The sequence below is a fragment of the Diaphorobacter sp. HDW4A genome (assembly GCF_011305995.1).
GTDB lineage: Bacteria > Pseudomonadota > Gammaproteobacteria > Burkholderiales > Burkholderiaceae_C > Diaphorobacter_A.
In genome coordinates this window covers 1,025,366-1,051,775 of record NZ_CP049910.1, presented here as the reverse complement: position 1 = coordinate 1,051,775, position 26,410 = coordinate 1,025,366, and the positions used below count along the sequence as shown (strand labels likewise).

The 26,410-nt window shown below is 60.6% G+C and carries 19 protein-coding genes; 2 read left to right on the top strand and 17 right to left on the bottom strand.

Going from position 1 to position 26,410, the window contains the following annotated elements; all coding sequences use genetic code 11:
• Positions 1 to 13: 13 nt before the first annotated feature.
• The gene (locus G7047_RS04705) at positions 14 to 1,021 is read right to left on the bottom strand and encodes an acryloyl-CoA reductase (protein ID WP_166301466.1); all 1,008 of its coding nucleotides are present in this window, start codon (positions 1,019 to 1,021) and stop codon (positions 14 to 16) included.
• A 26-nt stretch (positions 1,022 to 1,047) separates the two neighbouring features.
• Positions 1,048 to 2,277: a CaiB/BaiF CoA-transferase family protein gene (locus tag G7047_RS04700; RefSeq protein WP_166301463.1), complete on the bottom strand. Its 1,230-nt coding sequence runs from the start codon at positions 2,275 to 2,277 to the stop codon at positions 1,048 to 1,050.
• A 664-nt stretch (positions 2,278 to 2,941) separates the two neighbouring features.
• Between G7047_RS04700 and G7047_RS04695 the strand changes: the two genes are divergently transcribed.
• Together G7047_RS04695 and G7047_RS04690 are read left to right on the top strand one after the other, a co-directional pair.
• Positions 2,942 to 4,534 (top strand): gamma-glutamyltransferase family protein, encoded by a 1,593-nt coding sequence (locus G7047_RS04695; protein WP_166301460.1) that lies wholly within the window; start codon positions 2,942 to 2,944, stop codon positions 4,532 to 4,534.
• Between the two features lie 143 nt (positions 4,535 to 4,677).
• Entirely contained in the window at positions 4,678 to 5,667 is a 990-nt protein-coding gene (locus G7047_RS04690) for a tripartite tricarboxylate transporter substrate binding protein (RefSeq protein ID WP_166301457.1), read from the top strand.
• 56 nt (positions 5,668 to 5,723) lie between these two features.
• Here the strand turns inward: G7047_RS04690 and G7047_RS04685 are convergent, their stop codons facing one another.
• From G7047_RS04685 to G7047_RS04615, 15 genes are all read right to left on the bottom strand, one after another.
• Positions 5,724 to 7,166, bottom strand: coding sequence for an aldehyde dehydrogenase family protein (locus G7047_RS04685; protein ID WP_205904718.1), 1,443 nt, complete (start codon positions 7,164 to 7,166; stop codon positions 5,724 to 5,726).
• Between the two features lie 313 nt (positions 7,167 to 7,479).
• Positions 7,480 to 9,381 carry a PD40 domain-containing protein gene (locus G7047_RS04680; protein WP_166301454.1) on the bottom strand — a complete coding sequence of 634 codons (1,902 nt, stop codon included), beginning with the start codon at positions 9,379 to 9,381 and terminating at the stop codon, positions 7,480 to 7,482.
• Positions 9,382 to 9,498: 117 nt separating this feature from the next.
• The gene (locus G7047_RS04675; RefSeq protein ID WP_166301451.1) at positions 9,499 to 10,680 is read right to left on the bottom strand and encodes a lactonase family protein; all 1,182 of its coding nucleotides are present in this window, start codon (positions 10,678 to 10,680) and stop codon (positions 9,499 to 9,501) included.
• Positions 10,681 to 10,876: 196 nt separating this feature from the next.
• Entirely contained in the window at positions 10,877 to 11,704 is an 828-nt protein-coding gene (locus G7047_RS04670) for a helix-turn-helix domain-containing protein (protein ID WP_240939372.1), read from the bottom strand.
• A gap of 255 nt (positions 11,705 to 11,959) precedes the next feature.
• Positions 11,960 to 14,350, bottom strand: a complete 2,391-nt coding sequence (locus G7047_RS04665; RefSeq protein ID WP_166301445.1) for an RND family transporter — start codon at positions 14,348 to 14,350, stop codon at positions 11,960 to 11,962.
• Positions 14,347 to 15,474 carry a YCF48-related protein gene (locus G7047_RS04660; protein WP_166301442.1) on the bottom strand — a complete coding sequence of 376 codons (1,128 nt, stop codon included), beginning with the start codon at positions 15,472 to 15,474 and terminating at the stop codon, positions 14,347 to 14,349. The genes G7047_RS04665 and G7047_RS04660 overlap by 4 nt, the downstream gene beginning before the upstream one ends.
• A gap of 20 nt (positions 15,475 to 15,494) precedes the next feature.
• A complete protein-coding gene (locus G7047_RS04655) occupies positions 15,495 to 16,847 on the bottom strand; it encodes a DUF1329 domain-containing protein (protein WP_166301439.1) in 1,353 nt (450 codons plus the stop codon).
• Positions 16,848 to 16,874: 27 nt separating this feature from the next.
• Positions 16,875 to 18,473 (bottom strand): DUF1302 domain-containing protein, encoded by a 1,599-nt coding sequence (locus tag G7047_RS04650; protein WP_166301436.1) that lies wholly within the window; start codon positions 18,471 to 18,473, stop codon positions 16,875 to 16,877.
• A 92-nt stretch (positions 18,474 to 18,565) separates the two neighbouring features.
• On the bottom strand, positions 18,566 to 19,465 hold the full coding sequence (locus tag G7047_RS04645; RefSeq protein ID WP_166301433.1) for a phosphate ABC transporter substrate-binding protein: 900 nt from the start codon (positions 19,463 to 19,465) through the stop codon (positions 18,566 to 18,568).
• Between the two features lie 40 nt (positions 19,466 to 19,505).
• On the bottom strand, positions 19,506 to 21,053 hold the full coding sequence (locus G7047_RS04640; RefSeq protein ID WP_166301430.1) for an acetolactate synthase large subunit: 1,548 nt from the start codon (positions 21,051 to 21,053) through the stop codon (positions 19,506 to 19,508).
• A 4-nt stretch (positions 21,054 to 21,057) separates the two neighbouring features.
• The gene (locus G7047_RS04635) at positions 21,058 to 21,915 is read right to left on the bottom strand and encodes an HpcH/HpaI aldolase/citrate lyase family protein (RefSeq protein WP_166301427.1); all 858 of its coding nucleotides are present in this window, start codon (positions 21,913 to 21,915) and stop codon (positions 21,058 to 21,060) included.
• 41 nt (positions 21,916 to 21,956) lie between these two features.
• Entirely contained in the window at positions 21,957 to 22,943 is a 987-nt protein-coding gene (locus tag G7047_RS04630) for a protocatechuate 3,4-dioxygenase (RefSeq protein WP_166301424.1), read from the bottom strand.
• A gap of 116 nt (positions 22,944 to 23,059) precedes the next feature.
• Positions 23,060 to 24,415 (bottom strand): MFS transporter, encoded by a 1,356-nt coding sequence (locus G7047_RS04625; protein WP_166301421.1) that lies wholly within the window; start codon positions 24,413 to 24,415, stop codon positions 23,060 to 23,062.
• A 90-nt stretch (positions 24,416 to 24,505) separates the two neighbouring features.
• A complete protein-coding gene (locus G7047_RS04620; RefSeq protein WP_166301418.1) occupies positions 24,506 to 25,351 on the bottom strand; it encodes an amidohydrolase in 846 nt (281 codons plus the stop codon).
• Positions 25,348 to 26,400 (bottom strand): amidohydrolase family protein, encoded by a 1,053-nt coding sequence (locus G7047_RS04615; protein ID WP_166301415.1) that lies wholly within the window; start codon positions 26,398 to 26,400, stop codon positions 25,348 to 25,350. Before G7047_RS04615 ends, G7047_RS04620 begins: the two co-directional genes overlap by 4 nt.
• Positions 26,401 to 26,410 lie beyond the last annotated feature (10 nt).

The window sequence follows — 26,410 nt, the reverse complement described above, 5'->3', positions numbered from 1 at the left end:
TGAAATCAGGGCATCAGCGCTGTGCCTGCTCAGTCACCTCGACCACCACGCGCCCCACCGTGGAAATGTTGAAGAAGCTATCCATGGTTCTGTCCAGATCTTCGAAAGGAATCACCTTGGCGATCACGTCCGACTTCGTGGGTTTCAAATCAGCACCCATGCGATTCCACAGACGCTTGCGCTCGGGCATCTGCAATTGGCGCGACACATTGATTCCGAGAATATCCACCGAGCGCAATACAAATGGCAGCACCGTCATGTGGGTGTCGACGTGGACCATGCCGGCGATGGCTACCTTTCCATATGGCTTGACATTGGCACACAGGCGATCAAGGAATTGCCCGCCGACGTTGTCCAGCGCGGCCGCCAGATAGGCTCCGCTGACCATCGGAGCGGAATCCCGCATGAAATCGTCGCGCAGGATGATCTTGCTGGCGCCGATGTTCTTCAGGTAATCGCTCTGTTCAGGCTTGCCGGAAATCGCAACGACTTCGTAGCCGATATTGGCCAGCATGTTGATCGCCAGACTGCCCACGCCGCCGGTGGCGCCCGAGATGGCGACCGGGCCATCCTCGGGCTTAAGTCCCGCTTTCTGCAACCGGTCAATGGCGAGCGCGGCGGTCAACCCGGACGTGCCCAGCACCATGGCGTCGAACAACGAAAGCGTGTCAGGCAGGGGCACCACCCATTCGGCGGGGACGCGGGCGTAATCCGCGTAGGCACCATCGTGCATGGTTCCAAGCTGATAGTTCGTCACCGCGACCCGATCACCTGCCTTGAAGCGCGCGTCTGCCGATTGGACAACCGTTCCCGAGAGGTCCACCCCCGTGACGCAGGGGCGATCGGTACGCACGTTGCGGCCGACTCCGCGTGCGGCCATGGCATCTTTGTAGGTGATTGCCGAATAGGCGACCTTGATGACCACCGGGCCGTCGTCGATCTCATCCATGGTGAGCTGCTCGAATCGGCAGACGGGCTTGTCACCGATGGTGTGAACTCGAAAGGCTTTGAATTTCTCCATTATTATCTCCTGTATTTTAAATAGATTCAATTGCGGTTCTGATGAGAAAACACAACACCGGACTGAAAAAGATTTCCAATACGATCTTCGGATAATTGCATTCTGTTTTTCAGAAAATTCCGAGTGTCTTCCCCCGTCTTTTTCCCGGTCCAGCGGATACTTCCAGGCGTTTCACTGAGCCGGGGAATGACGCCCGCAAGCGTGATGACTCCAATATCTTCATCCGGTACATCCACCAGCATGTCCCGCGACCTGAAATAATCATCCCCGAAGATATCCTTCATTTTATATACCTTGGCGGCTGGAACGTCATTTTCATCAAGGGCGGACTGAACCACGGACGAATCGTTCCGCCCAGCCCAATGCTGAATGATTTTCTCTATTTCTGACTCGTTGGCATTTCTTGATTTTTGCGTGGAAAATTTATTATTCTCACCAAGCGCCGGATTTCCCATGGCCATCGCCAAGCGTCGAAACACATTGTCAGCCAATGCGGCAATATGAATATATTCACCATCCTTGCACTTGAAAATGGTATTGGGAGCACTATTAGGCAAGCGTGCGCCAGAACGTGTCTCCTCGATACCTTTCTGTGCGTACGCTGGTACGTATGACTCCATAAAGCTGAAGGCTGACTCGATCAGACTGACATCTATCATCTGCCCCTTGCCTGTGATAGAGCGAGCGCGCACAGCCATCAGGCCACCGATCACGGCATATAACGCAGTAACGTAATCCGTCAAAGGCATGGCGACACGCGATGGCGGGCGATCCGGCTCGCCGATCAAATCACGCAGTCCACTCATTGCCTCACCAATGACTCCGTAACCGGGTTTATGTTTATAACAACCGGTCTGGCCATAGCCGCTAATTCGAATCATGATGAGTTGGGGGTTGATTCTTGATAGATCCTCGTAGCCCACGCCCCACTTTTCCAACGTTCCAGGCCTGAAGTTCTCTATGACAATATCGATATCCGAAATCAACTCCTTGACTAGGGATTGGCCTTCCGTTTTCTTGAGATCAATGGAAACATTCAGTTTGTTTCTCAGGATGCTGGCAGCATACAACGACTTTCCATTCATTTCGTGCCCCAGACCACGAATAGGATCGCCATCCGGAGATTCAATCTTCACCACATCCGCGCCAAAATCAGCAAACATCCTTCCACAGAATGGCCCGGATGCCGTCGATCCGATTTCCAGAACTTTCAATCCATGAAGTGCCCCAAATTTTGCCAACGCTTCTTTTTCCATATGCACCTTTCCAAATCGAGGTGATGGCATTTAAACATCTCAACTTGAGGCTGAATATTTGATAATTCAGGAGGGGGGTTTCTGGCAAACAGGAGACCGCCGGATCCATGAAATCAACAAGCCGCAGTACTTGTTGAGAGATATTCAGCAAGATCGCCGTAACGACCGGTTGATCTCGCCTGAACATCCCGCCCATCTCATCGGCCGGGTACCTCCCTTCAGAAGAAATCGGACTCACACCCCCCATTTCGTCATCTGCAGCGTATAAAGTGCCAGCGCTCAATCCATCGACACGAACCACACGCGAGCTGCGCTGTTCGCATCCGCAACTGCGACGAGGACGAGCAAACGGCGGTGGCTTCGCCGCACGCTACACCCTTGATCTTGAACGTACTGTTTGCGCGACCCCATTTGGTGCCCCCCGCACCAAAGCGAGGCAGCGCTTGCACGCGCCACTTCCTCTCAGAACGTCAAGAGAGCATTTCCAACGTCATCAGGCCGACTCCCTCCACCCGCCCCTACTAGCGCAAACCCTTAGACATGGCATGCATGTTGCTTTGTTAAACTCAAATTGGATCCAATTATCCATTTTGAGATGAGTGCAGTGTTCATATGGCACCGTCCGTTCACAGAGTTAGACAGAAGAGATAGGCAACAAAAGCACATGAGAGACTTCCAGAAAACCGGCCGTTCCGTCGTCATGGCTGCCAATGGCATGGCGGCGACTTCCCACCCCTCTTCCACGCTGGCCGCCATCCAGGTGCTGCAGGACGGTGGCAACGCGATGGACGCCGCCATTGCCGCTTGCGCCGTGCAATGCGTGGTGGAGCCCGGCTCGACCGGCATCGGCGGCGACTGCTTTGCGCTATATAGCGAAAAAGGCACGGACCGGATCACCGCTTTCAATGGCGCGGGCTGGGCGCCGAAGAACATCGACGTGGCGGCACTGACGGCCACCGGCGAGAAGTTTTTGCCACGCCAGTCCGCGCATGCCGTGACCGTGCCGGGCGCGGTGGACGCATGGGTGCAGTTGCGCGAACGATTCGGCAGTCAGCCGCTCGCGCGTATCCTCGCGCCCGCCATCGACTTTGCCGAAAAAGGCTACGTGGTGGCACCGCGCACATCGCAGGACTGGCGGATGCAGTCCACATTGATCAACGCCACGCCCGAAGGCCGCGAGCTGTTGATGATCGACGGCGCAGCGCCCAGGCCGGGCATGGTGCACAAGCACCCCCGACTCGGCGCGTCCATGCGCCGCATCGCAGCCGGCGGCCGCAAAGCGTTCTACGAAGGCGAGATTGCCGATAGTCTCGTCGGCTATCTGCAAAGCAAAGGCGGCACGCACACGCTCGAAGACTTCGCAAGCTACCGCGGCGAGTTCGTCGATCCGATCCAGATCGCATACCGCGACTACCAAGTGCACGAGTGCCCACCACCAGGTCAAGGCATTGTCGCGCTGCTGCTGCTCAATATCCTCAAGCAGCAAGCCATCGCCCCCCAAGCCTTATCTGCAGCGCGCTTACAGACCGAAATCGATGCAACGCGCATCGCTTATCGCGTTCGCGATCTGCTGCTCGCTGATCCCGAATTTGCCGACATGGATGTGGACTATGTCCTCTCCGACGAATTCGCGCGCCGCGTGAGCACTGGCGATCTGGCCGAGGCGGTCAGCCAGGCCCAGCGCAGCGAGGCGATCGAACACAAGGACACGGTCTACATCAGCGTGGTCGACAAGGACCGCAACTGCGCGAGCTTCATCAACTCGATCTTCCATCCCTTTGGCTCTGGCCTGATCGATCCGGGCACAGGCATTTTGCTGCACAACCGTGGACAGAGTTTCGAACTTCAGGCAGACCATCCCAACTGCATCGGCCCACACAAGCGCCCACTGCACACCATCATTCCGGGCATGGCCTCCAAGAACGGCCGCATCGAATATGTGTTCGGCGTGATGGGCGGCCACTACCAAGCCATGGGCCACGCACACTTTCTCAGCAAGGTGGTCGACTACGGTATGGACATTCAGGCCGCAAGCGACCTGCCCCGCCTCTTCCCGATTCCAGGCAAGGACGTGGTCGAGTGCGAGCACACCATGCCAGCCGAAGCCACCGATGAATTGACGACCAAGGGCTACCAGTTCATCGCCCCTGCACAACCAGCGATCGGCGGCTGCCAGGCCATCCGCATCGACTGGGACAACGGCTCGCTGCAAGGCGCGTCCGACCACCGCAAGGACGGCTGCGCGCTCGGCTACTAAGCCCTCCGGCAGACCGTTCGCTCACCGCAGTTCAGCATTTCCCGCAGCAGGCCCGAGTCCTGCAGCGTGGCTGAACGCGCTCCAACGACTCCCCCCCGTTTACGTCCGCTTTGCATTCATCACACGCTAGAAAGGTTGCCAGCATGCAGTTCAAGTTCAACAAAAATCTGACAAGTCTGATCGTCGCGCTCGTCGGCGCACATGCAGGAGCCGTCATGGCCAACGAAGCTCCTGAACAGTGGCCAACCCGCGCAGTCAAGATCGTCGTACCGTTCTCCGCCGGCTCGGCCACTGATCTGATCTCGCGCCAGCTCGCCCACAGCTTGAGCGCCAAATTCAAACAGAGTTTCATCGTGGACAACAAGCCAGGCGGCTCCGCCAGCATCGGCAGCATTGCGGTGGCGAATGCACCTGCTGACGGCTACACGCTGCTCATGAGCGGCCCAGCTTCGATGGTGACCAACAAGTTCACGCTCAAGAACCTGAGCTACAACCCGGACACGTTCGAAAAGGTGGCACTTGTCGCCTACACGCCGAACGTGCTGCTGACCAACAAAGATCAACCATTCAAGACACTGGCCGAACTGATCCAGTACGCCAAGACTCACCCCGGCGAGCTGTCCTACGCCTCGTTCGGTGCAGGAACCACCTCGCACATCGCGGGAGAGATGTTCAAGCAGATGGCGGGCGTGGACATCCTGCATGTGCCCTATAAGGGCGCTGGCGACGCGATTCCGGCGTTGATCGCGGGCCATGTATCGCTGTACTTCGACACCATCATGACCGCCCTGCCTCAGGTGAACGCGGGCAAGCTCGTCGCGCTGGGGATGTCTACCGACAAACGCTCCGACATGGCCAAAGACATCCCCACCATTGCCGAGCAGAAGATCCCCGGCTACAACATTGCACCGTGGTATGGCATCGCAGCACCGGGCGGCACGCCCAAGCTCATCGTGGGCAAGCTCAACGCGGCGATCAATGAAGCGCTGAAGAACGCGGAATTCAACAAGAAACTGCAGGGCACCGGCGCGGAACCGATGGGCGGCAGCGTGCAGGACTTCGAGCAGTTCATCGCCAAGGAAACGCCGCGCACGGAGACCATCGTGAAGGCTTCCGGTCTGACGACGAAATAACCGAATCGCTTCGGTGCTGGATGGCGCCAACGGCCATCAGGTCATCCAGCCCATCCTCAGCAACCGATGTATGCCGTCTTCACCACGGTGAAGAATTCCTGTGCATAGCGCCCCTGCTCGCGCGGGCCATAGCTCGACTCCTTGCGACCGCCGAACGGCACGTGGTAGTCCACGCCAGCGGTCGGCAGATTCACCATCACCATGCCCGCCTGGCTGTGGCGTTTGAAGTGTGTGGCGTGCTTCAGCGAAGTCGTCGCAATTCCAGCCGACAGACCGAACGGCGTGTTGTTGGCTTCGAACAGAGCGGCTTCGTAGTCCTTCACACGGATGACGCTCGCAACCGGACCAAAGACCTCTTCGCGGTTGATGCGCATCTCGCTTGTGGTGTCGATGAGGAGCGCTGGCGCCATGTAAAAGCCGTTTTTCTCGCGCTCCAGCCGCTCGCCACCGGCAGCCAGCAGCCCGCCTTCGTGCCTGCCGATTTCCACATAGCTCAGGTCCTGCTCCAACTGCGCCTGCGAAACCACGGGCCCGATATCGACGTCCGCTGCCAGCGCATCGCCCACCTTGAGGGTGGCCATGCGCGCCTTCATCGCATCGACAAACAGGTCGTGAATTCCGTCCGTCACGATGATGCGGCTCGACGCCGTGCAGCGCTGCCCGCTCGAGAAGAAGGCGCTTTGCACGCACAGCTCCACGGCCTGCTCCAGATTCGCGTCATCCAGCACAACCTGCGGGTTCTTGCCACCCATCTCGAGCTGCACCTTCTTGAGACTCTGCACGCACTGCTGCGCAATCCGCGTGCCCACCGCCTGCGAGCCTGTGAAGCTGATGGCATTCACGCCCGGGTGATTCACCAGCGCATCTCCCACCACGCTGCCGCGCCCCATCACCAGATTGAACACCCCCGCCGGAATCCCGCTGCGGCTGATGATCTCGGCCAATGCCCACGCACTGCCTGGCACCAGATCTGCTGGTTTGAACACCACACAGTTGCCGTAAGCCAATGCCGGAGCAATCTTCCAAGCAGGGATCGCAATTGGAAAATTCCACGCCGTAATCAGCCCCACGACCCCCACCGGCTCGCGCGTCACCTCCACACCCACACCGGGTCGCACCGAAGGAATCACTTCCCCGACAAGGCGCAGGCACTCCCCTGCAAAGAACTTGAAAATGTTGCCCGCCCGAGTCGCCTCGCCAATGCCTTCAGGCCGCGTCTTGCCCTCCTCACGCGACAACAGCGTGCCCAGTTCCTCGCGCCGCGCGAGTATTTCGGTGCCTATCTTGTCCAACGCATCCGCACGCGCCTGAATGCCCGACACCGACCACGATGCGAATGCCGCACGCGCAGCACCGACCGCCTGATTCAACTGAGCAGCATCCGCCTGCGCGTACTCGCCGATCACATCGGAGGTATCTGACGGGTTGATGTTCTTCGCGTAGCTGCTGCCAGCAAACCACGCACCGTCGATGAAGTTGTCAAATGGAGAGATCGTCATGAAACACACAACCAAAAAAATGCGCGATCACAACCCAAAGGTCATGAATCGCGCGAGCTTGAAGGAACCAACAAAAACAAGTAGAGCTCACACAATCGCCCTGTCCCTCTCCCGCTTGCGGGAGAGGGACGAACACACCTCTTCAAAACTGACTCGCGGCGGTTGTCCGAACGGAGCGCGCAAGTGCGCAGTGGGTTCTGTCGCGGGACTTGAAAGCGCGTTTGGGGTTACTTTTTGCGCGCAAGCAAAAGTGACTGCGCCGCCGGGCGCGCATCCCGGCCTCGAAAAACCACCCCGCAGCAGAATTAAAAAATCAACTCAAAGGAATAAACAAAGGCATCGAGTCTTCCCACTTGCTGTCCGTGAGCAGACGCTTGCCGGAGCCGTCCGCATTCATCACATAGATCTGCCCATACTGCTGAAAAGTCTGCTCATACAAGGCCGCCTCATCCCGGAAGCCATGCTGCGACCCACTCCACAGAATGCGCCCATCGGCCGCCCATACCGCATGTCCATCGCTGGATTCATGATCAGTGCAGCGATACAGGTCGGTGCCGTCCGGACGAATCGTGTAGACGTCGTAGTTGCCATCTTCACGCTTGCGGGTGAAGACAATGCGCTGGCCATCAGGCGACCAGCCAGGCATGTTGTCCTGCCCGTTGGTGAGCACGCGCACCTTGCGGGTCTCCAGATTCAGAATGCGCAGTCCGCGTTCCGTCTTGCCCCACACGCGATACGCGATCTCCTTGCCGTCGCCAGAATAGGCCGGAAAACCTGCGTTCACATCGCCGCTTTCAGTCAACTGCTCGGCACCACTGCCATCGCGTTTCACACGCCACAGCGCAGCCGCCATGGTGTTGCGCTCGAAGAACCAGTAGCCCAAGCCGAACGACAGCCATTCGCCATCGGGAGACCACGATGGCTGGAAGGCCCCCGCCAGACCCATGCGCACCTTGACGTCATTCAGACCGCGACCTTCAGACTCGAACACCTTGCGCTTTTGCGTGCCATCGCCACGCATGATCCACAGCGACGCGTTGCCGGTCTGCTTGTCGGTATAGGCAATCCAGCCATCGCGCGACATGAGGGGATAGACGTCAACATGGCGGTATTCAAAGTCCGGGTCCCAGCTGAAGAGCGACTTCATCAATGGACGCACAGGCTTGAAGGACACCTTTTCATAGATCACCGATTTGCCATCCGCCGTCCAACTCGGCGCGCGCACGGATGTTTGCTTGACCGGCGCTCGGCCCGACGTGTAGGCGAGACCTTCGTTCGGCCCGTACTTGATGAGGTAACCGATCTCGGTATGGCTCAGATATTGCGGCTGCAGCTTGAGGTCGGTGCCGGTCGTGTGCTCGACACGATCGCCACCCGTGGTCGCATCCACCGACACGATCTGCGAATAGGCCTTGCCGATGTAGTTGGGGCGACGCGCACCCCACGTGGCTTCCACCGTCATCTCATAGAACACGATGCGCTTGCCGTCGAGCGACCATTTCGGGGAGCCAAGGCAGTAACCTGGCTTGCCGACCACCTTGCGAAAACCCGTGCCATCCGGACGGATCGCGTAGATCGCGAGCTCCTGCGTGTGCTCCCAGCCCTGACCCTGATCGTGGCCAGTCCATTCGGTGTTGCGGTCACTGGAAAACGCGATCCACTTGCCATCGGGCGACCACGAGGGACGGAAGTAGCAGTCGGGCTTGCCCTCTTTGCCTCGGACGTCGCCGACACCCGTGAGTTGGGTGAGACGCCCGGAATAGACATCCTTCAGCCAGATGTTCGCGCGGTAGCCATTGCGGGTGGACACGAACGCGAGCAGGCGACCATCCGGCGAGAGTGCAGCGGCGTCATCCATGGAATCGTCCACGATGACGGGGGCCGCTCCCGTACCGTCGGGACGTGCGCGGTAGATGTCGGACTGTCCATCGCCACGGCGCTCGGACGTGAACAGCAACCAGTCGCCATTGCTGGAGAGGCTGGCGTTGTAGTCGAAGGCGCCATCGAGAAGCAACTTGCGCTCGCCGCCACCATCCAGATTGGCGATGTACAGCTCGGACACCGAAGGTGCGATGCGGTTCATCAGCATCACGCCTTTTTTGCTGGCCGCCTGCGTGGTGGCAGTCTGCGCCTGGGCGCGTGCCAGGGTGGTAATAGGCAACTGAGCCACGACGGCGGCCGAGCCCAGCCACCGTAACGATTGTCTGCGATCCATGAAAATGCTCCTGAAGTTCTGATGTTGTTATGGAAACTGTGGAAAGTGGAAACCTGAACCCGGCATTTTTTGTGTCACTCCTCGCGCCGGTGTTCCGCCTGCGACTGACCTCGTCGGTCAATCCACAAAGGTGAGGCTGATGGGCGCTGGCGATTCGGCCGATTGCCCGGTGTCCGTGAGCTTGCCGGACTGCGCGTCCACCCGGAACACGTTCACGCGATTGCTGCGCTCGTTGGCCACCAGCAACCAGCGGCCGCTGGAGTGCAATGCAAAGGTCCAAGGGTTCTCTCCACCACAGGCAAGGGTCTGGATCAGCGTCAGTTCGCCGCTCTCGGCATTCGCTGCGTATACCTGCAACTGGTTCTCGCCCCGATTGCCGACGTAGATGAACCGTCCATCCTGACTGCTGGCGATCTCCGATCCGCTCTTGGTTCCAGTGAATGCCGTGCCATGGGTCGGCAGACTCTGAACCGGCGCGAACTGGCCCTGCACAGCATCCCAACGCAATGAGGTCAGTTCAGCAGTGAGTTCACTCAGAACATGCACGAATCGCTGATCCTTGCTGAAAACCAGATGCCTGGGGCCGCTGCCTGCGGCGGCTACAAAGGCGTGCTCCGCTCCGGCTTCGGTCAGCTTACGGCTCTCACGGTCAAAGCCATGGGCGTAAATACGGTCGGTCCCCAGGTCGGGCACCAGCACATGTTTTGCCCCCGCATCGAGAAACACGCCGTGTGCATGCGGGCTGGCTTGACGGCGGTGGGGCCCGGCACCTATGTGCTGGATGGTCGACACCAATGCCCCCAGACTGCCATCGCTATTCAGCGCGATGCTGGAGACCGAGCCACCACCGTAGTTGGCCACCAGCAAGGTCTTCGAGATGGCATCCAGCCAGAGATGGGTAGGCCCGCTGCCGCCGGTGGATTGCTCGCCGATGGCTTGCAGCGCACCGCTGCGGCGATCGACGGCGAAAGCAGTGACCTTACCGACCGCCGAGCCATCGTCACTGGTCATGTACAGAATGGGGAGCGTTGGATGTGCCACGCCCCAACGTGCCTTGGGCAGTTCGGCCACCGCACCCAACGTGGACAACTGCCCCGTGCCTGCATCAAAGCGCAATGCGCGCAGGCCGTTGCCGCGCACACCTGAATAGACCAGACTGCTACCCATGCCCGGTGCATTCAAAGCCATGAGATCTTCTGCGCAGTATCCGTACTCGCTGACCGAAAGCGCCAGAGAAAAAACGGCAGCGCTGACGATGCTGTGCCAGCGCGACGTGCCCGAGTTCAATGTCCAATTCACGATCTTCAATTCCTGTTGTTCAGCCGCGTGCAAGCTTGTGTCGCAAAGCCTTTTTCGCGTGTCTCCTGATGGATTGAAGAATAGTGAATACGCTATCGAGCGCCACTACACAAAATAGAGATTCACTGGGACTTTTCTTCGCCAAAGCTCTTGCCGCCCCGTGGCATTTGATGTATATCAACCAGCCAAACCGGCGTCACGCGTTTTCCGCATGTGGCTGATGTCGCGCCGTGATTCGGAACTGGCTGGGCGACTGTCCCACTTCCTTGCGGAAGAAGCGAGTGAAATACGCTGCATCCGAGAAGCCGAGACCGAACGCGATCTGCTCCATCGACATATCGCCGAAGATCAGATGCCGCTTGGCCTCGGTGATCAACCGCGCGTGGATCATCTTCGTCGGGCTCTGCTCAGCCACGGATGCGCAGGCGGCTCGCAGCTGCACCAACGACACCGCCAGCATCGATGCATAGTTCTGCAATTGCAGATGCTGCCGGTAGTGCTGCTCAATCAGTTCGCGAAAGCGCTCGATCAGACGAGACTCTTTCGGGCTCGGCCCTTCGTCGGGAATCACCTGATTGAGATGACTGCGGCGCACCAGCATCAGCAAGAGCAGGGTCAGAAGCGCCTCGGTGCCCACCACATGGCCCGACGGTTTGTTGGCAATTTCCTGGACCAACTGGGCAATGATGGCGAACATCTGCTGAGCCGTCTCGGGTTCGTCGGCAAGCGGGACTGTCAGCGGCACCGTCCACAGTCGGCCAAACTCCGGCAATCTGGCGTTGATCTGCTTGAGGTAGGTGACGTCGATGGTCACTACCCAACGGTCCACGTCCATGTCGTAGCGCATGCCGTGCACCGTGTCGGTCGGCAACAGCAACACGCAGGGTCCTTCGAACGGCACGCTGCGCCCTTCCAGGTTCACCGCGCCACTGCCGCTGCGCACAAAGATGATCTGTCCATAGTCGGGATGGGCGTGCACATCGGTTTTCCAACGCCCACGGTCCGTAACATGTCCCACGTTCACGAACCAACTTTCCTCCGTCTCGGCCCGCTCTACATAGAGCCGAACTTTGGGGACCGTCAGGGACGCCTTGTCGTGTCGCGTCGTGCGGTGATTCGTTGCCATCGCGTTGTCTCTCAAAAGTCTGATGTGCGCAAAATGGTAAACGTTCACCGGCGACTTTCGCACCATTCATTCACCCAATGCATGTAAAGACAAAAAAGAAGGCCATCTGCACTGCTCGCAAGTGCAGATGGCCCACCACCAGGAACTGTCGTTTCAGATCTTCTTGGACGAGCGCAGCAGAAAATGCGCCAACGCGGGCAACAGCACCAGCGCGCCGATCATGTTCACCACGAACATGAATGCCAGCAGAATGCCCATGTCGGCCTGAAACTTGATCGGGGAAAGTCCCCAGGTCGCCACGCCCACGGCCAGAGTGATGCCGGTCAGCATCACCACGCGCCCCGTCGATTGCAGCGAGTGCTGGTATGCGGTATGCAGCGGCGCTCCCTTGCGCATCTCGGCCAGCATGATGCTGAGCACATAGAGCGCGTAGTCCACCCCGATGCCCACGCCCAGTGCCACCACCGGGAGCGTCGCCACCTTGAGGCCAATGCCGAGCGCCACCATCAACGCCTCCGACAGTACCGACGTGAGAGCCAACGGAATGATGGCGCAGGCCACCGCACGCCATGAGCGGAAGGTGACGTAGCTGAGGATGATGACCGCCGCGTACACCAGCAGCAGCATGAAACGATCCGCCTTCTTCACCACCGCATTGGTCGCTGCTTCGAAACCCGCGTTGCCAGCTGCGAGCAGAAAACGAGCCTCTTCCGAATCGTTCTGCTGGGCGAATTCTTCGACTGCCTCGCTCACGCGCCGCAGCGTATCAGCCTTGTGATCGCGCAGGAAGACCTGGATTTGCGGCAACGAGAAATCACCGTCAACCAGATTGCGCGGCGCGCGGGAAGCTGCCGTGTTGAGCGCGCCCTGATTGGGCGAGAGCTCAAACCAGCGCGGGTTGCCTTCGTTCATCGCCACCGCGTTCTGGCGCGCGAGCGACGCCAGCGAGCTGGTGCTCTCCACCCCGTCGATTTGCCGCAGGCGCCACTCCAGATCGTCGATGCGCTCCAGCACCTCGTACTTGAGGCCGGACTGCGGCGGCGTCTTCACCATCACCACGAACACATCGCTGCTGGTGGCGTAGTGGTGCGTGAGATAGGCGTTGTCCACGTTGTATCGCGACTGCGGCCTCAGCTCGGGCGCGCCCTCATCCAGGTCACCCACCTGCAGCCCGCGGCTGCCCAGCACACCCACGATGCCCAAAAGCACGGCGCAGATGATCGCCGCCGTTGCCCATTTGCGCTCGGTAAAGCGCGCGAGCATTGCCCAGAAGCCGCCCACGCCAGTCGATCCATGCTCAACGACATCGGCACGCACCGCACGCTGCGCGGCCTTGGCGCTCACGCCGGTATAGCTCAATAGCACCGGCAACAGGATGAGGTTGGTGAACACCAGAATCGCTACGCCCAGACTCGCGATGATCGCGAGTTGGCGGATCGACTGAATGTCGATCACCAGCAACACGGCGAACCCCACCGCGTCGCATGCCAGCGCGGTGAAGCCCGCGATGAACAACCGACGGAAGGTGTAGCGCGCAGCGACCAGTTTGTCGAAGCCGCGACCGATGTCCAGCATCACCCCGTTCATCTTCTGCGCGCCATGGCTCATGCCGATGGCGAACACCAGAAACGGAACCAGCGCGGCGTAGGGATCGAGTGAAAAGCCGAGCAGCGGCAAGACCCCCATCTGCCAGATCACGGCAATCATGGAGCACATCACCACCAGCGCCGTGCTGCGCAAGCAGCGCGTGTACCAGAGCACGATGATGGTGACGATGGCGGCCGCCAGCGCAAAGAACGCCATCACCTCCACCAGGCCTTCGATCATGTCGCCAGCGACCTTGGCAAAGCCCGTCACGTGCAGTGAGATCCTGTCGCTGTCGTACTTGTTGCGCAGCACTTCGAGGCTTTTCGACAGCGCGGCATAGTCCAGCGCATTGCCCGAATCGTCGCGCTCTGCGAGCGGAATGATCAGAGCCGATGACCGGTAGTCCTTCGCGACCAGTTGCCCCACCTCCCCCGAGCGCTCAATGTTCAGCCGCACACGCTGCAGCGCGCTGGCCGATCCATCAAAGCCGCTCGGCATCACCGTTCCGCCTTCGAAACCGTTCTCGGTCACCACCGTCCAGCGCGTCGACGGAGTCCAAAGCGACTTCATCTGCCCGCGCACCACACCCGGCAGGTTGAAGACATCGTCGTTGATCCTCTTGAGCGTGTCGAGATACTCCGCATCCATGATGCTGCCCTCACCCTTGTGCTCGACGACGATCCGCAAGCTGTTGGCCTGCGACACCAGCTTCTTGCGCTCTGCAAGAAAGTTCTGCAGATACGGATGCGACAGCGGCAGCATGCCGTCGAAGCTCGCATTCGGAACAATCCTCGTGGCCTGAAATCCAAGCAGCAGCGTGAACAGCACGCACAGCACGATGACGGCGACGCGGTTGTTGAAGACCAGCCTCTCGAGCCAATTGCCCGAATCCGGATCAAAGGAGTTCTGGTAGGTCACTTTTGGTGGCGGCACCGGGGTTGCCAGATTCACACTCATGTCGCGCTCCTCTTGGCACCGGGTGACTCGGATGCCGTCTGCAAATCAGCCCGCTCCACACGCATCAGCCCCCGTGCACCTGCCAACACCACTGCGCCATCGGGCGTGACCGCCATGGCGCTGAAGGGGTAGCGCTGCTTGAGCCCCACGCCGCTGAAGCTGCGCCCGGAATCAGCGCTCACCAGCAACTGTCCGGCCTGCCCGGCGAGCAGCACGCGTCCGTCATCCAATTGCAGGCCGGCGAACAGGGATGCATCCACCGGCGTATGCACCGTGGCCCACGGCTCTCCCGGCGCGGCGCTATGGAACACCTTGCCGCGCAATCCATACATCAGCAGCGTGCCGTCACGCAGCGAGAGCGCCCCGAACAGGCTGCCCGTGCTGGGCGATTCCGCAGCGGCAAAGACGCCGTTATTGCCCACCGCCCGCAGCAGCAAACCCTGCTCGCCCACCAGCCACTGCTCATCAAAGCGCGCGGCGTGCCCGTAGAGGCTGAGACCGTCCGGGTTGGGCAGCTTCTGCATCTGGGTCTGCCAAGTCGCACCGCCATCGGTGCTCGAAAACGCGAGACCGTAGGCACCGATCACGAGCAGCGATCCATCGGAGCGGATGATGATGTCGGTGAACGGCTTGTCCGCACCTTCGCTCACCAGCCGCATGGCATCTTCGAGCGGGCCCTGCAGGCGCTGCGCCGCCGCACCTGCGCTGGCCGAGGTGTAGGCCGTCTGTGCGGCCTTCAGAGCCAGTTCGGCGGCCGTGCGGCCATCGAGCACGCGCTGCCAGGTGGCACCCGCATCGCGCGTGCGCAGCACCACGCCCATGTTGCCCACCGCCCAGCCTTCGAGCTTGCTTGCAAAGCGCATGCCGGTGAGCGTCACACTCACCGGCACCTCAGCCTGCTGCCACTGGCGGCCGTTGTCATCGGAATAGACGATCAGGCCACGCTCGCCACCCGCTACCAGCCGCAGCCCGGCGCGCGCCACGCAGACCATCACTGCCTGCGTGGGCCGCACGACCTTGAGCGCAGGCCGCGCGAGCGCCGTCTGGCGCTCGGCCGCCTGCGACAGGCAGGGCAGCGCGGCGCATACTGCCGCCAGCAGCACACTGCGGCGTGCGATCCGCATACCGTCGATGCTTGCGGAAATCAACGCACGCCTCCGCTGGACAATGCGCCCGAGCTGTACTTGCTCAGTTCCTTGGGCGTATAGCCGGTGAACTGCACGCTGCCCGTGTCATGCAGCGCCGCAGCGTAGACATAGGCACCGGCCTGCAGGTCATAGATCACGTAGCTCACCGTCATCGACATCGGCTGGTCGCTCGCCAGCAGCGTGTGCGCCTGGCCAGTACGCCAGAGCTTGCCCTGCGCATCCCACGAATCCGATACCACGGCCTGCCACGTGTCCTCGTCCAGATACAGGCGGCGCTTGGCCTGGACGTTGCGCTTGCCTTCCTTGAGCGTCATCTCCACCACCCACACGCGGCGCAGTTCCCAACGCACGGCATCGGGTGCAAGCAGGCCCTTGTTCACCACGTCCTTGCTGGGCTTGGCGAACAAGCCGTTGTTGTTGGCCGGAATGATCAGCTCGCGCTTGCCCACCAGCTTGATGTTGTACTGGTCCTGCTCGCCCTGAAAGAGATTCACGTCGTCAAAACTCACCAGACCACCGCCCGATGCGTCCGGCGCGTCATGCGAGATCGACGGCGACTTGCGCACGCGGCGCTGACCCGGCAGATACTGCCAACCGTCCTTCTGCTTGGCGAAGCTGTCCACATATTCAATCGACAGCAGCGCCTGACCAGAGATTGCAGCGGGCTCCAGATAGTCGATGCGCGTGCGCGAGACCTCGCCGTTGTTTTGCTCGGGTGTGCCCGACGGATCGTAGAAAGGAATGGCGCGCTGCGTGCGCGAGCGTGCGGTGAGGATGCGGTCACCCGATGCGGTCATCACATACTTGTCGCTCACGATGTTGGTGACCTGCCCCCGGTAGCTCAGCGTGTGGTTCCACATCGCCTCGTTGCCGTCTTTCGGGATCGGGAACGGAATGCCGCCGAAGGCGCCTTCCACGGTCAATCCCTCATTGGTCAGCTTGGCGCGCGTGGCGTTCTTGAGCACCTGGTCGTACACGCCCTGCGAGAAATTCGCCGTGCGGTGCGATGGGTAGACGTCGATCTTGAACGCGGGCTGCTTGGCAAACAGAGCCTTCGTGCCTTCGCTGAGCTGTTCGGCATGTTCGCCGACGTTGGCGGCTGTGATGGTCAGGCGCGGCTTCTCGCTGGCATAAGGATCGATGCGGCGGCCCTTGGCATCCGGGTTCACCGCTGGTGCCTTGCCATCCCAGGTGGGGATCGTGCCTTGGGCGTTTCCCGCACGTTCCGCGCCGTAGGGCGTGAGCTTGGCCTTGAGCGCCGCAGCTTCTTCGGGCGTGACTGCGGCATGCGTTTGCGCGGCCGCGAGGAACAGCATTGCGGAAGCGATCTGGATTGTCTTCGTCGTCATTTTTATATCCTTGCTTGGGTGTCTGTGTCAGAACGAGGTTTGCAGGCTGAAGCGGATGTAGTCGCGATCGAGCATGGCTTGCGTGTCGATCTTTCCGAGGTAGCGCACGTAAGACAGATTCGCCGTCCACTTGCTCAGATAAACGCCGGAGATGCCCAGCACCAGATCGCCACCCTTGTTCGGGCTGCCCGCAAACGGGAACGCGGTATCGATCATCGAATTGCCCTTGAACGACCAGCCCAGATTGATCGACGGGCTCAGGTCGAGTCCCGGAAGCACCTGGTAGTAGGTCGGCGTGAAGATCACGCGCGCGCCCACGCTGGTCTTGTTGCGCGTGGTGTCGATGATGCTTTCGTTGCGGTCGATGGACATCACATGGTTGGCCGCCAGCTCGCCCGTCAGACTCGCCCCGCCCCACAGCGCGGAAGGCCCAAGCACGTTGACCGTGGAGAGGTTGGCATGCAGCGTCTTGCCTGTGGGATAAGCGGCGCTGCTTCCCAGATTGGTGTTGGTCTGGCCCGCTGCAATCGACAGCGACCCCTGCTTGGCTGCCAGTGGCTGGCCGAAGCGCACCGACATTTCGCCAGACACATTGGCATCGCCCACCTGCGTGCCGAAGCTGCTGCCGAGAACGCGGATGTTCTGGGGATAGGCAATCCAGTAGCGCTTGTTGGGCACCTGCGTGAACACCTGCGGAGATGTGTCCTGATAACGCAGCGCGTAGAAGCCAAAATCGGTGTCGAGCAGATCACTGTGCGTGTTCAACGCCACGCCGAAATTGGGACTGTGCGAGCCCTTGATCTCGCCCGCGTAGTTCAGCTTCATGGTGCCGAGGTCAAACACCTCACGACCTGGGCCGAGGAAGTCCGCACTGCTGAAATAGCTGCCTGCGGGCGGCAGGCGGGTCGGCTTGAATTTGGCCTGGACGTATGCCTCGACGCTGGTGCTGTCGGTCAGTTGCCAGGTGCCCGAAATCTGCGGCACGGGCAGCGTGGTTTCCTTGGCCGTCGTGCCGGGAATGTTGAGCTTGTAGATGTCGATGGGTGCCATGCCCTTGGCAATGCCGTTGTTGCCGAAGAACAGGCTGGTGCCCCAGATCTGCGAGAACTGACCAGCGCGCAGCGACAGCCGTGTGTCGCCGATATCGACCTTGCCGAATGCGAACAGGTCGAGCAGTTCGATGTTCTTGCCCGCGGCGGTTTGCGTGCCATTCGTGAACTGGTTGTAGGCACCGCTGGTGATGTTCGCGGTGGACGCCGAATTGTTGTCGTTGCTGCGGTTGTAGACCGTGTCATACCATGCGGCCGCACTCATGCGAAAACCGAAGCCATCCTTTTGCACGTCGAACTCGGTAAGCCAATCCATCCGGTTGGACATGAGTCCCTTCTGAATGTTGCGATCACCGTCATCGTTGTTACGCTTGGACGCCGCAGGCGAGACGAGCCCGCTGTCCGGGTTCTTCAAACGGTAACCGCCGCTGTACTTGAGCGTGTTGTCCCAACGAACCTGCCAATCGCCATCGGGGTTCAGGTCCATCGCATGGGCAGCGGCGCCAGCGAGAAGTCCGCCCGCCAGAACGGCTACGGCATGACCCAGTTTGTGCAATTTCACGGGCTTGTGCTTCATGGTTGTCTCCATCTCTTTTCTGTTGTGTCGTCTTCGTCGTTGGATAGGTAGCACTGCGCGCTTGAGGTAATGAGTCCCCAGCGCGCCTTGCGTCAGGAAAGACTTCCGGTCACGTCATCAAACAGCTCGTCCACGGAGAGACGGCGCGGGATGATCTTCTGGTCGAGCGCCCAATCGATGGCCATCTGCAGGCCCTTGCGATTGGCTTCGAGTCCGATGGGTGGAAACACCGCTGGCACGCCACCTTCGGTGAGCGCGCGGCTTTCCTTGACCATGCGGTAGATGTCGCGAACGATGTCCGGGCGGTTCTTGGAGATGTCCTTGTGCACCACGAACATGTGGTTGATAGGCACCACGCCTTCGCGCGCATACCAGGCCCTTGCTGCGGTCTGCGCATCGGGCACCAGCGTGCGCACACGTGGGTCCTTGGGCATGTCCTCACCGAGCAGTGCGGCGTCGAGTTCACCCGCCATCATCATGTCGGGAATGGACGAGCCCTTGGGCAGGCGGATGCAGTTCTCGGGATCGCTGTACTCAGCCAGGTGGCCATCACCCAGCGTCATCCAGGTGACCTTGTCCAAGTCCACGCCATACTCGTGGCGCAGGATGCCGCGAATCCACAGGCCGGTGGTCTGCGCATAGGTGCGCACGCCCACGCGCTTGCCTTCGATGTCCTTCGGATCGAGGTGACCGAAGTCGATATTGAAGCCACCGCAGTGATGCTGAAAGCGACCGGAAATCGGCGCAGGCAGCAGCACATAGGGCTTGTTGTAACTCTTGGCCTGCAGATAGGTGACGATGGCGAGTTCGCCCGCGTCGAACTGGCTTTCACGCACCATGGCCTTGAAACCGTTGTGCGCAGGCGTAGGGCCGCAGAAGTCGAGGTTGACGAGGTCAGACTTCACGCGCCCATCGCGCATGGCCTTGGTAACGGCGTATTCAGCCAGATTGGTGCGCAGCGTTGGCACTTCGATTGCGGTCGTGGTGGTCATGGACGTTGTCTCCTTGTGTCTTGAATATGTGAGAGCAGGTTCAGAGCCGAACCTGAATAAGGACGGGACCCGGTGTGCGCACTGAGTCGGCCATGGCCTTGTGGAAGGCCTCGGCGGTGTCAACGAAAACGGAGGGCACGCCCATGCTCTTGGCCATGGCCTGCCAGTCGATGCTGGGGCGATCGATGTCGATCATCGAAAGCGCCCGCGCGCCTGGAACGCCCGCACCCATGTTGGCGTACTCGGCTTTCAGGATCGCGTAGCTGTTGTTGGCGAAGATGATGGTGGTGACGTTCAGGCCCTCGCGCGCCTGCGTCCACAGCGACTGGATGGTGTACATCGCGCTGCCATCGCCCACCATGCAGAACACGCGGCGGTCCGGGCAGGCCAATGCCGCACCGGTGGCCACAGGGGTCGCATAGCCGATCGATCCGCCCAGATTGTTGATGAGATCGTGCGGCAGCGCGCCCATGGTGTGGCCCATGGATTCGCGGCCGGTGGTGAGCGATTCGTCGACGACGATGCAGTTCTCGGGAATGGAGGCTGACAGCGCATGCGCAATCGACAGCGGGTTGAGCACACCCGTCGGCACCGCCACTTCCACGCGCGGCTGCAGCGCTGGTTTGGTGTGGGCAGCGCCGAGTTCATCAAGCAGAATCTCGAACGCCAGCGCGCTGTCCTCATCGGCTTCGACCAGCGTGTGGACCATCGTGCCTTCCGCCTTCAGCAGACTGGGCTTGTCCGGGTAGCTGAAAAAAGCGACCGGCTCGCGCGTCTCCACGGTGATGATGTGCTTGAAGCCCTTGAGGAACTCCGTGGCCTGGCCGACCGCATACGGAATGCGCTCTATCGGTACCCGCCCTGCCCCGCGCTCGATGCGCGCGGTGAAGAACTGCGAACCCAGACGTGCCCCCGTTGCCGTCGCGATCTGCCCCGCACGCTCCAGCGCCAGACCGCGCGTGGCCTTGTTCGCGAGAATGATCAGCGCGGGTTCGCCCGACTGCAGCACGCACGCGATGTGGGCGATGCGCCCGGCATCGGGCGCCTTGGGCTGCGCCGCTTCGAGCGTGGGCAGCTCGACCTTGGCCGCCACTTCACGCCACGAGGTGTCGCCCGGAAGAATCAAGGTGGCGATCTTGCCGGGGTGTTGCGAAGCCTGCGCCACCGCCTGCGCCGTGTCCCACGCAATCGTGTCGGACGAATCCGCGCGGCGCACCCAGTGCGAGAGCGGACGCGCGAGACCTTCGATGTCGGAGGTGAGCGGCGGGTCGTACTTCAGGTGCGACGTGGAATGCTCGCCGATGATGTTCACCATGCCCGACGACGCACGCTTGGCGTTGTGGATATTGGCAAGACCATTGGCAAGCCCGGGGCCCAGATGCAGCAGCGTGGACGCGGGCTTGTCCTTCATGCGGTACCAGCCATCTGCGGCACCTGTCGCCACACCCTCGAAGAGGCACAGCACGCTGCGCATCTTCGGGTTCTCCAGCGCCGCGAGAAAGTGCATCTCCGACGTACCTGGGTTGGCAAAACAGATGTCCACGCCGTTGTCGACCAGCGTTTCGACCAGACTTTCAGCTCCGTTCATCGCGTCAGTACCCCGCGAGTTCGCGTGCCATGCCGACGACGCCATAAGTGCGTTGCGGCGCGGACATCAGGAAGCGGTAGCCTTCCGAGATCAGGCGACGATGGTTCTTGGCCGTCACATGCGGATTGCCGACCACCACGTTGTGCTTGTGGCAGGTCTCGACGATCTTGCGCATCGCGTCGAGCACTTCCGGATGGTCGTACTGGCGCGGGAAACCCAGTTCCTGGCTCAGATCGCCCTCGCCGATCAGGATCAGGCCGATGCCGGGCACGTTGGAGAGAATGTCGTCCAGGTTCTCGATGGCCTGCGTGCTCTCGCACATCAGGCCCACCAGTATTTCGCCCTGCGGCGCGAGTGGCCACACATCGGCCTTCTCGTAGTACTCGGCCATCGACAGACCCCAGTAGCGGGCGGCATTGGCCGGGCCGTCACCGCGTGCGCCCTTGGGCTCGTACAGAGGCGCGTTCTTCGGGCGGGCATATCGACATGACGCCACCGCGTTGTAGGCCTGCTCGACCGTTGCAACGTGCGGCCAGATCACGCCATACGCACCGCGATCGAGCACCTGTTTGGCGAAAGATTGGTTCATCTCCACGCCGTTGGCAGGGATGCGCGCAATCGGAGTGACGCGCGGCGCGAGCGTCCCGGAGGTCGCGATCTCCTTGCGATTGAGCATGTACTGCAGCGCGTCGCCGAACGCGGAAACGTCGTAGGGGTTGTGCTCCATCTCGAAGATAAGTCCGTCGTACGGCGCATCGCTCATCTCGATGGCGGTCTGCTTATCGAGCTTGGAGAACGCCGCGAATGCGGTCTTTCCGGTTTCGAATGCGCGGATGACGTTGTTGAGGCGGGTATCAGACATGAGTTTCTTCCTTCAGTGGTGTTGTTCGTGGTGGGTGGGGTTCAGTCGGCCGCGTTCCAGTACATGAAGCCCATGCCTTCGCCGGTGCCTGCTGCGGTGCGCCAGCACGGCACGTAATCCACCACGGTCATCTGAGCGCGGGTTTCCTCAAGCGCCTTCATCACGCTCACATACAGCTTGATTTCGGAGGTGCCGGATTGGTACGAGCGGTCATCCACTGCAGCCAGTCCTTCATAGTCGTAGGCGGCCAGCATCTTCATGATTCGATGATCGAACTCTTCGTCATTCACGAAGTGCGAGAGACCACCCGAGGCGAAGATCCCGACGCGCACGTCCTCGGGCCACTCCGTGATCGCATCGCGCAGCACGCGGCCGAACTCGATGCAGCGCGACATCGATGGCTGCGTTGGCGGGTAGAAGCAGTTCATGATCACCGGCACATGCGGCGGCGGGTTGTCCCCCATGATCTGGTGGTAGACAAAGCTGTAGGCGTGCGGCACCACGGGGTACTCGGGCAGCGGCTTCATCCACACGTTATCGGGCCACGCAAACAAATCGGTCAGATCAAAGTCTTCGCGCTGAAAGCGGTTGATCAGATAGGTCGCAAGTTCCGGATGGCAGGGATGCGTGACATGGTGATCGGGCGCATAGACGGCACGCTGCGGCGGCCCGTTGTGCACCTCTTTGCCGGAATAGATGGCGATGGAGGGTGAGTGATCGGTGAATATCTCTTTCTGGTCCTTGCCCAGAATGATGGCCACGTCCACATTCGCACGGCGGTATGCAGCGGCCATTTCATCGAGCGCAGCGCGGCAACGTTTGGCGCGCGCGGTGCGCTCCTCCATCGTCAGGTATTTCTCGAACGCCGCACCGCGATGCGCCTCGAGTTCGGGATAAGTCCAGGTGCGGTTCTGGAACCACAGCTCCGGATTGTTGCGGTCGCGCTCGCCGTTGATCAGCCAGTCCTCGGGCGCCTGGCCCAGCATGCCGCTGTGCGGGACTGCCATTCCGAATACGATTTTTGCCATGTTCTGTTTGAAGATTGATTTTTTTGGACAAAGGGTTCCCCGCGACAGCCCTCGGTCTGTCGTTTTCGGAGAAGTCAACTGGATGTTTGGAGGCGCTTCAGGCGCCGATCAGAAAGTCAATGGGCTGCTGATTTGGCAATGCCAGAGCCCTCCGTGATGACCGCTTGCACGGATTGCGGTGCGGGTTCGGGCGACGCTGCTGGCGACGCCTCATCCAACACCTTGGGCGCCCACTTGGGTTGCAGTAGCACTACGGTGCTGGTCGCGCCGATGAGCAGGAAGATGAAGATCACCATCATCGGCAGGTCATAGTTGCCGCTCACATGCAGCAACCAGCCAGACAGGCTCGCCGACACACCACCTGCCAGACTGGTGGCCAGTTGCTGCACGCCCGTGGTGAGTCCAATTGCCTGCTTGGGAATCAGCGTGAGCTTGCACAGCGCCAGGTTGTTGGCGGTGGCAAGACCCAGAATCGACAATGACAGCACATTCCAGAACAGCGCCGCCTGCAGTGATTCGGTGAACGCGCCCAGCAGCACCGTGCAACCGCCGATGAAGCCTGCCACCACAAAGGCCTTGCGAACCTTCACCGCGTTGTGACCACGGGCAATGACGCGATCGGCCGCCCAGCCGCCAAAAGTGGCCATCAGGGCAATACCCGCAAAGCTGAAGAAGGTGAACAGGCCAGAATTCTGCAGCGACAGGCCGCGTTGCTCTACCAGATAGGCGGGCATCCACGTCATGCAGTAGAACGTGAAGTAGCCGTAGCAAAAGTTGTTGATCATGCCGCCCCAGACCACCGGGCTCGACAGGATGTTGCCCAGCGTGACCGACGATGCCTTGCGCTTGGCGGTGGCAAGTTCCTCTTTGGAAGGGAAGTCGTTGCCGACCATGAACAACCATGGCATCAGCCAGATCATGCCGACCAGCCCGGTTGCCAAGAACATGAATTTCCACGAGTAGTTGACGATGAGCCAGGCCGCAATCGGAGCGCCGATGGCCGGGCCGAACTTGCCGCCCATGGCGAACAGGCCCACGGCAAAGCCCTTGTGGTTCTCACCGAAGTTGTTGCCGATCCAGCGGTAGCTGGCGGGAATCACCACCGCCTCCGCCGCACCGATCAGCAAGCGCATCAGCAGCAGCGCTGTCAGTGCGGTCACCATGCCAGTCACCGCGGTGGCAACACACCAGATACCAAAGCAGATGGTGTAAGGCCACTTCACGCCATAGCGGTCCACCAGCCAGCCCATGGGGAGCTGCATCAGGCCGTAGGTCCAGAAGAATGCAGCGTTGAGCCAGCCGCGATCCACGCTGGACAATCCGAACTCACGAACAAAGTTCTTGTCCGCCAGCGCTGACGACAGGCTGGTGCGATCCACGAACGAGATCAGCAGCCCCAACGACAACAGCGCCAGAATGATCCAGGGGTATGCCGCCCCCGGCTTCTTCGCCACCACAGTGCTTGTCTCCATCATTTTTCTCATTTCAGGTGGCGGAGGCTCTGGCTTGTCACGCCCGGCCGCCGCCACTGTTTTCACACGCTCGAACTCAAACCCGGTACGTCACGCGAGCGTTGGGTACAGCGTTTGCGCCGTCTTTCCAAACACCCATTCACGATCCGCTTCGCTCAAGGAAGCCAGCCCGTCCTGTGCCGTCGCCAGAATTTCCTTGAGTGTGCCCGGTGACGTGGGAAAGTTCGATCCCCATGCCAGCCGCTTTGCACCGAACGCTTCGACCAAGCGCGGGAAGAAGGTCTCGGCGCTCGCCTTGTCCTTCTTCACATCGCCAAAGATGCGCGGCGTGAGCTTCATATACAGATTGGGCAGATCCGCCATGTCGAACAGGCTCTGCGCGTTCTTGTACGGAAGGCCATCCAGTACATCGGGGCGACCGAGGTGATCCAGAATGATGTTCACTTTCGGGAACTTCTCGGCCAGCATGCGCACCTGCGGCAGACCGATGGGGCCCGTCTGAATGCACATGGGCAGGCCCAATTCACTGATCACTTCCCACGCCTTGAAGGACTTGGGATTGTCCAACTCGCTCGGATCAAAATCCTTGGTCGAGCCACCCGTGAAAATGCGCAGACCCGCAAGGCGCTTGTCGGCCCAGCCGCGAATGACCTTTTCGACGTTGTCATCCAACATGTCCACCGAGCCGACCGCCACCAGTCGATCCGCGTACTGGTTGCAACCATCGACCACGTAGGAATTGTCAAAGCCGTAGGTGGTCGACGAATGCACGACGGCGGCCTTGGCCACGCCCGCCGCGTCCATCGCAGCGATCAGCGATTCGACGGTGCTGGGGCGCTCCTGCGACCAGTCCGAGCGCTTGCCGAACAGCGGCGCTGGTGGGTAGCGCGTCTCGTCGTCCGAGATGATGTGCGGGTGAATGTCGATGTAGTTCATGCAGCCTCCAAAGCCGCTGCAAAGCGTTTGCCACGGGCATTGAGCTGTGCATCCAGACGTGGATAGACCCGGCGTGCATTGCCTTCGAAGATCGCCGCGCGGTCCGCATCGCTGAGTGCGGTGCAGGCGTCCAGATAGCGCTTGGTGTCGTCGAAATAGTGGCCGGTGTTGGGATCAGTGCCGCGCACTGCACCGATCATCTCGGAGCCGAACATCACGTTGCTGGTCGGAACCACCTTGGTCAGCAGCTCAACGCCGGGGTGGTGGTACACGCAGGTGTCAAAGAAGATGTTTTCGAGCAGGCCTTCCAGCGGACGGTTTGCCATCTCCAGCGACATGCCGCGATAGCGTCCCCAGTGATAGGGCACCGCGCCGCCGCCATGGGGAATCACCAGACGCAGCGTTGGGAAGTCCTTGAAAAGATCGCCCTGCAGCAGTTGCATGAAAACCGAGGTGTCGGCATTCAGATAGTGCGCACCAGTGCCGTGGAAGCATGGATTGCAAGAGGCAGCCACGTGGATCATCGCGGGCACATCCAGCTCGCACAGCGCCTCATAGATCGGATACCACTCACGGTCCGTCATGGGCTTTCCGGTCCAGTAGCCACCGCTCGGGTCGGGGTTCAGGTTGCAGCCCACGAAACCCATTTCTTCCACACAGCGGCGCAGCTCGGGAACGGAGTTCTTCGGCGCGGCACCGGGCGACTGCGGCAGTTGGCAGACCGGCGCGAAGTTGTCTGGATACAGATCGCAGACGCGACGCACCAGATCGTTGGAGACTTCGGCCCATTCGAGCGATGTGCGCTCGTTGCCCAGGTGATGGCTCATCAGGCCTGCGATGGGCGAGAACAGCGTCAGGTCGCTGCCGCGCTCGCGCTGCAGCTTGAGCTGGCCGTTGCCGATGGCTTCGCGGATCTCGTCGTCCGAGACATGCGCTTCAGCACGCGAAGGTGCACCGGCGGGATTGTCGGCAAACTCGACCTGTTTGGCGCGCCATGCGCGAAACGATGCAGGAACGGTCGTGAAGTGACCGTGGCAATCGATGATCATTTTTCTCTTC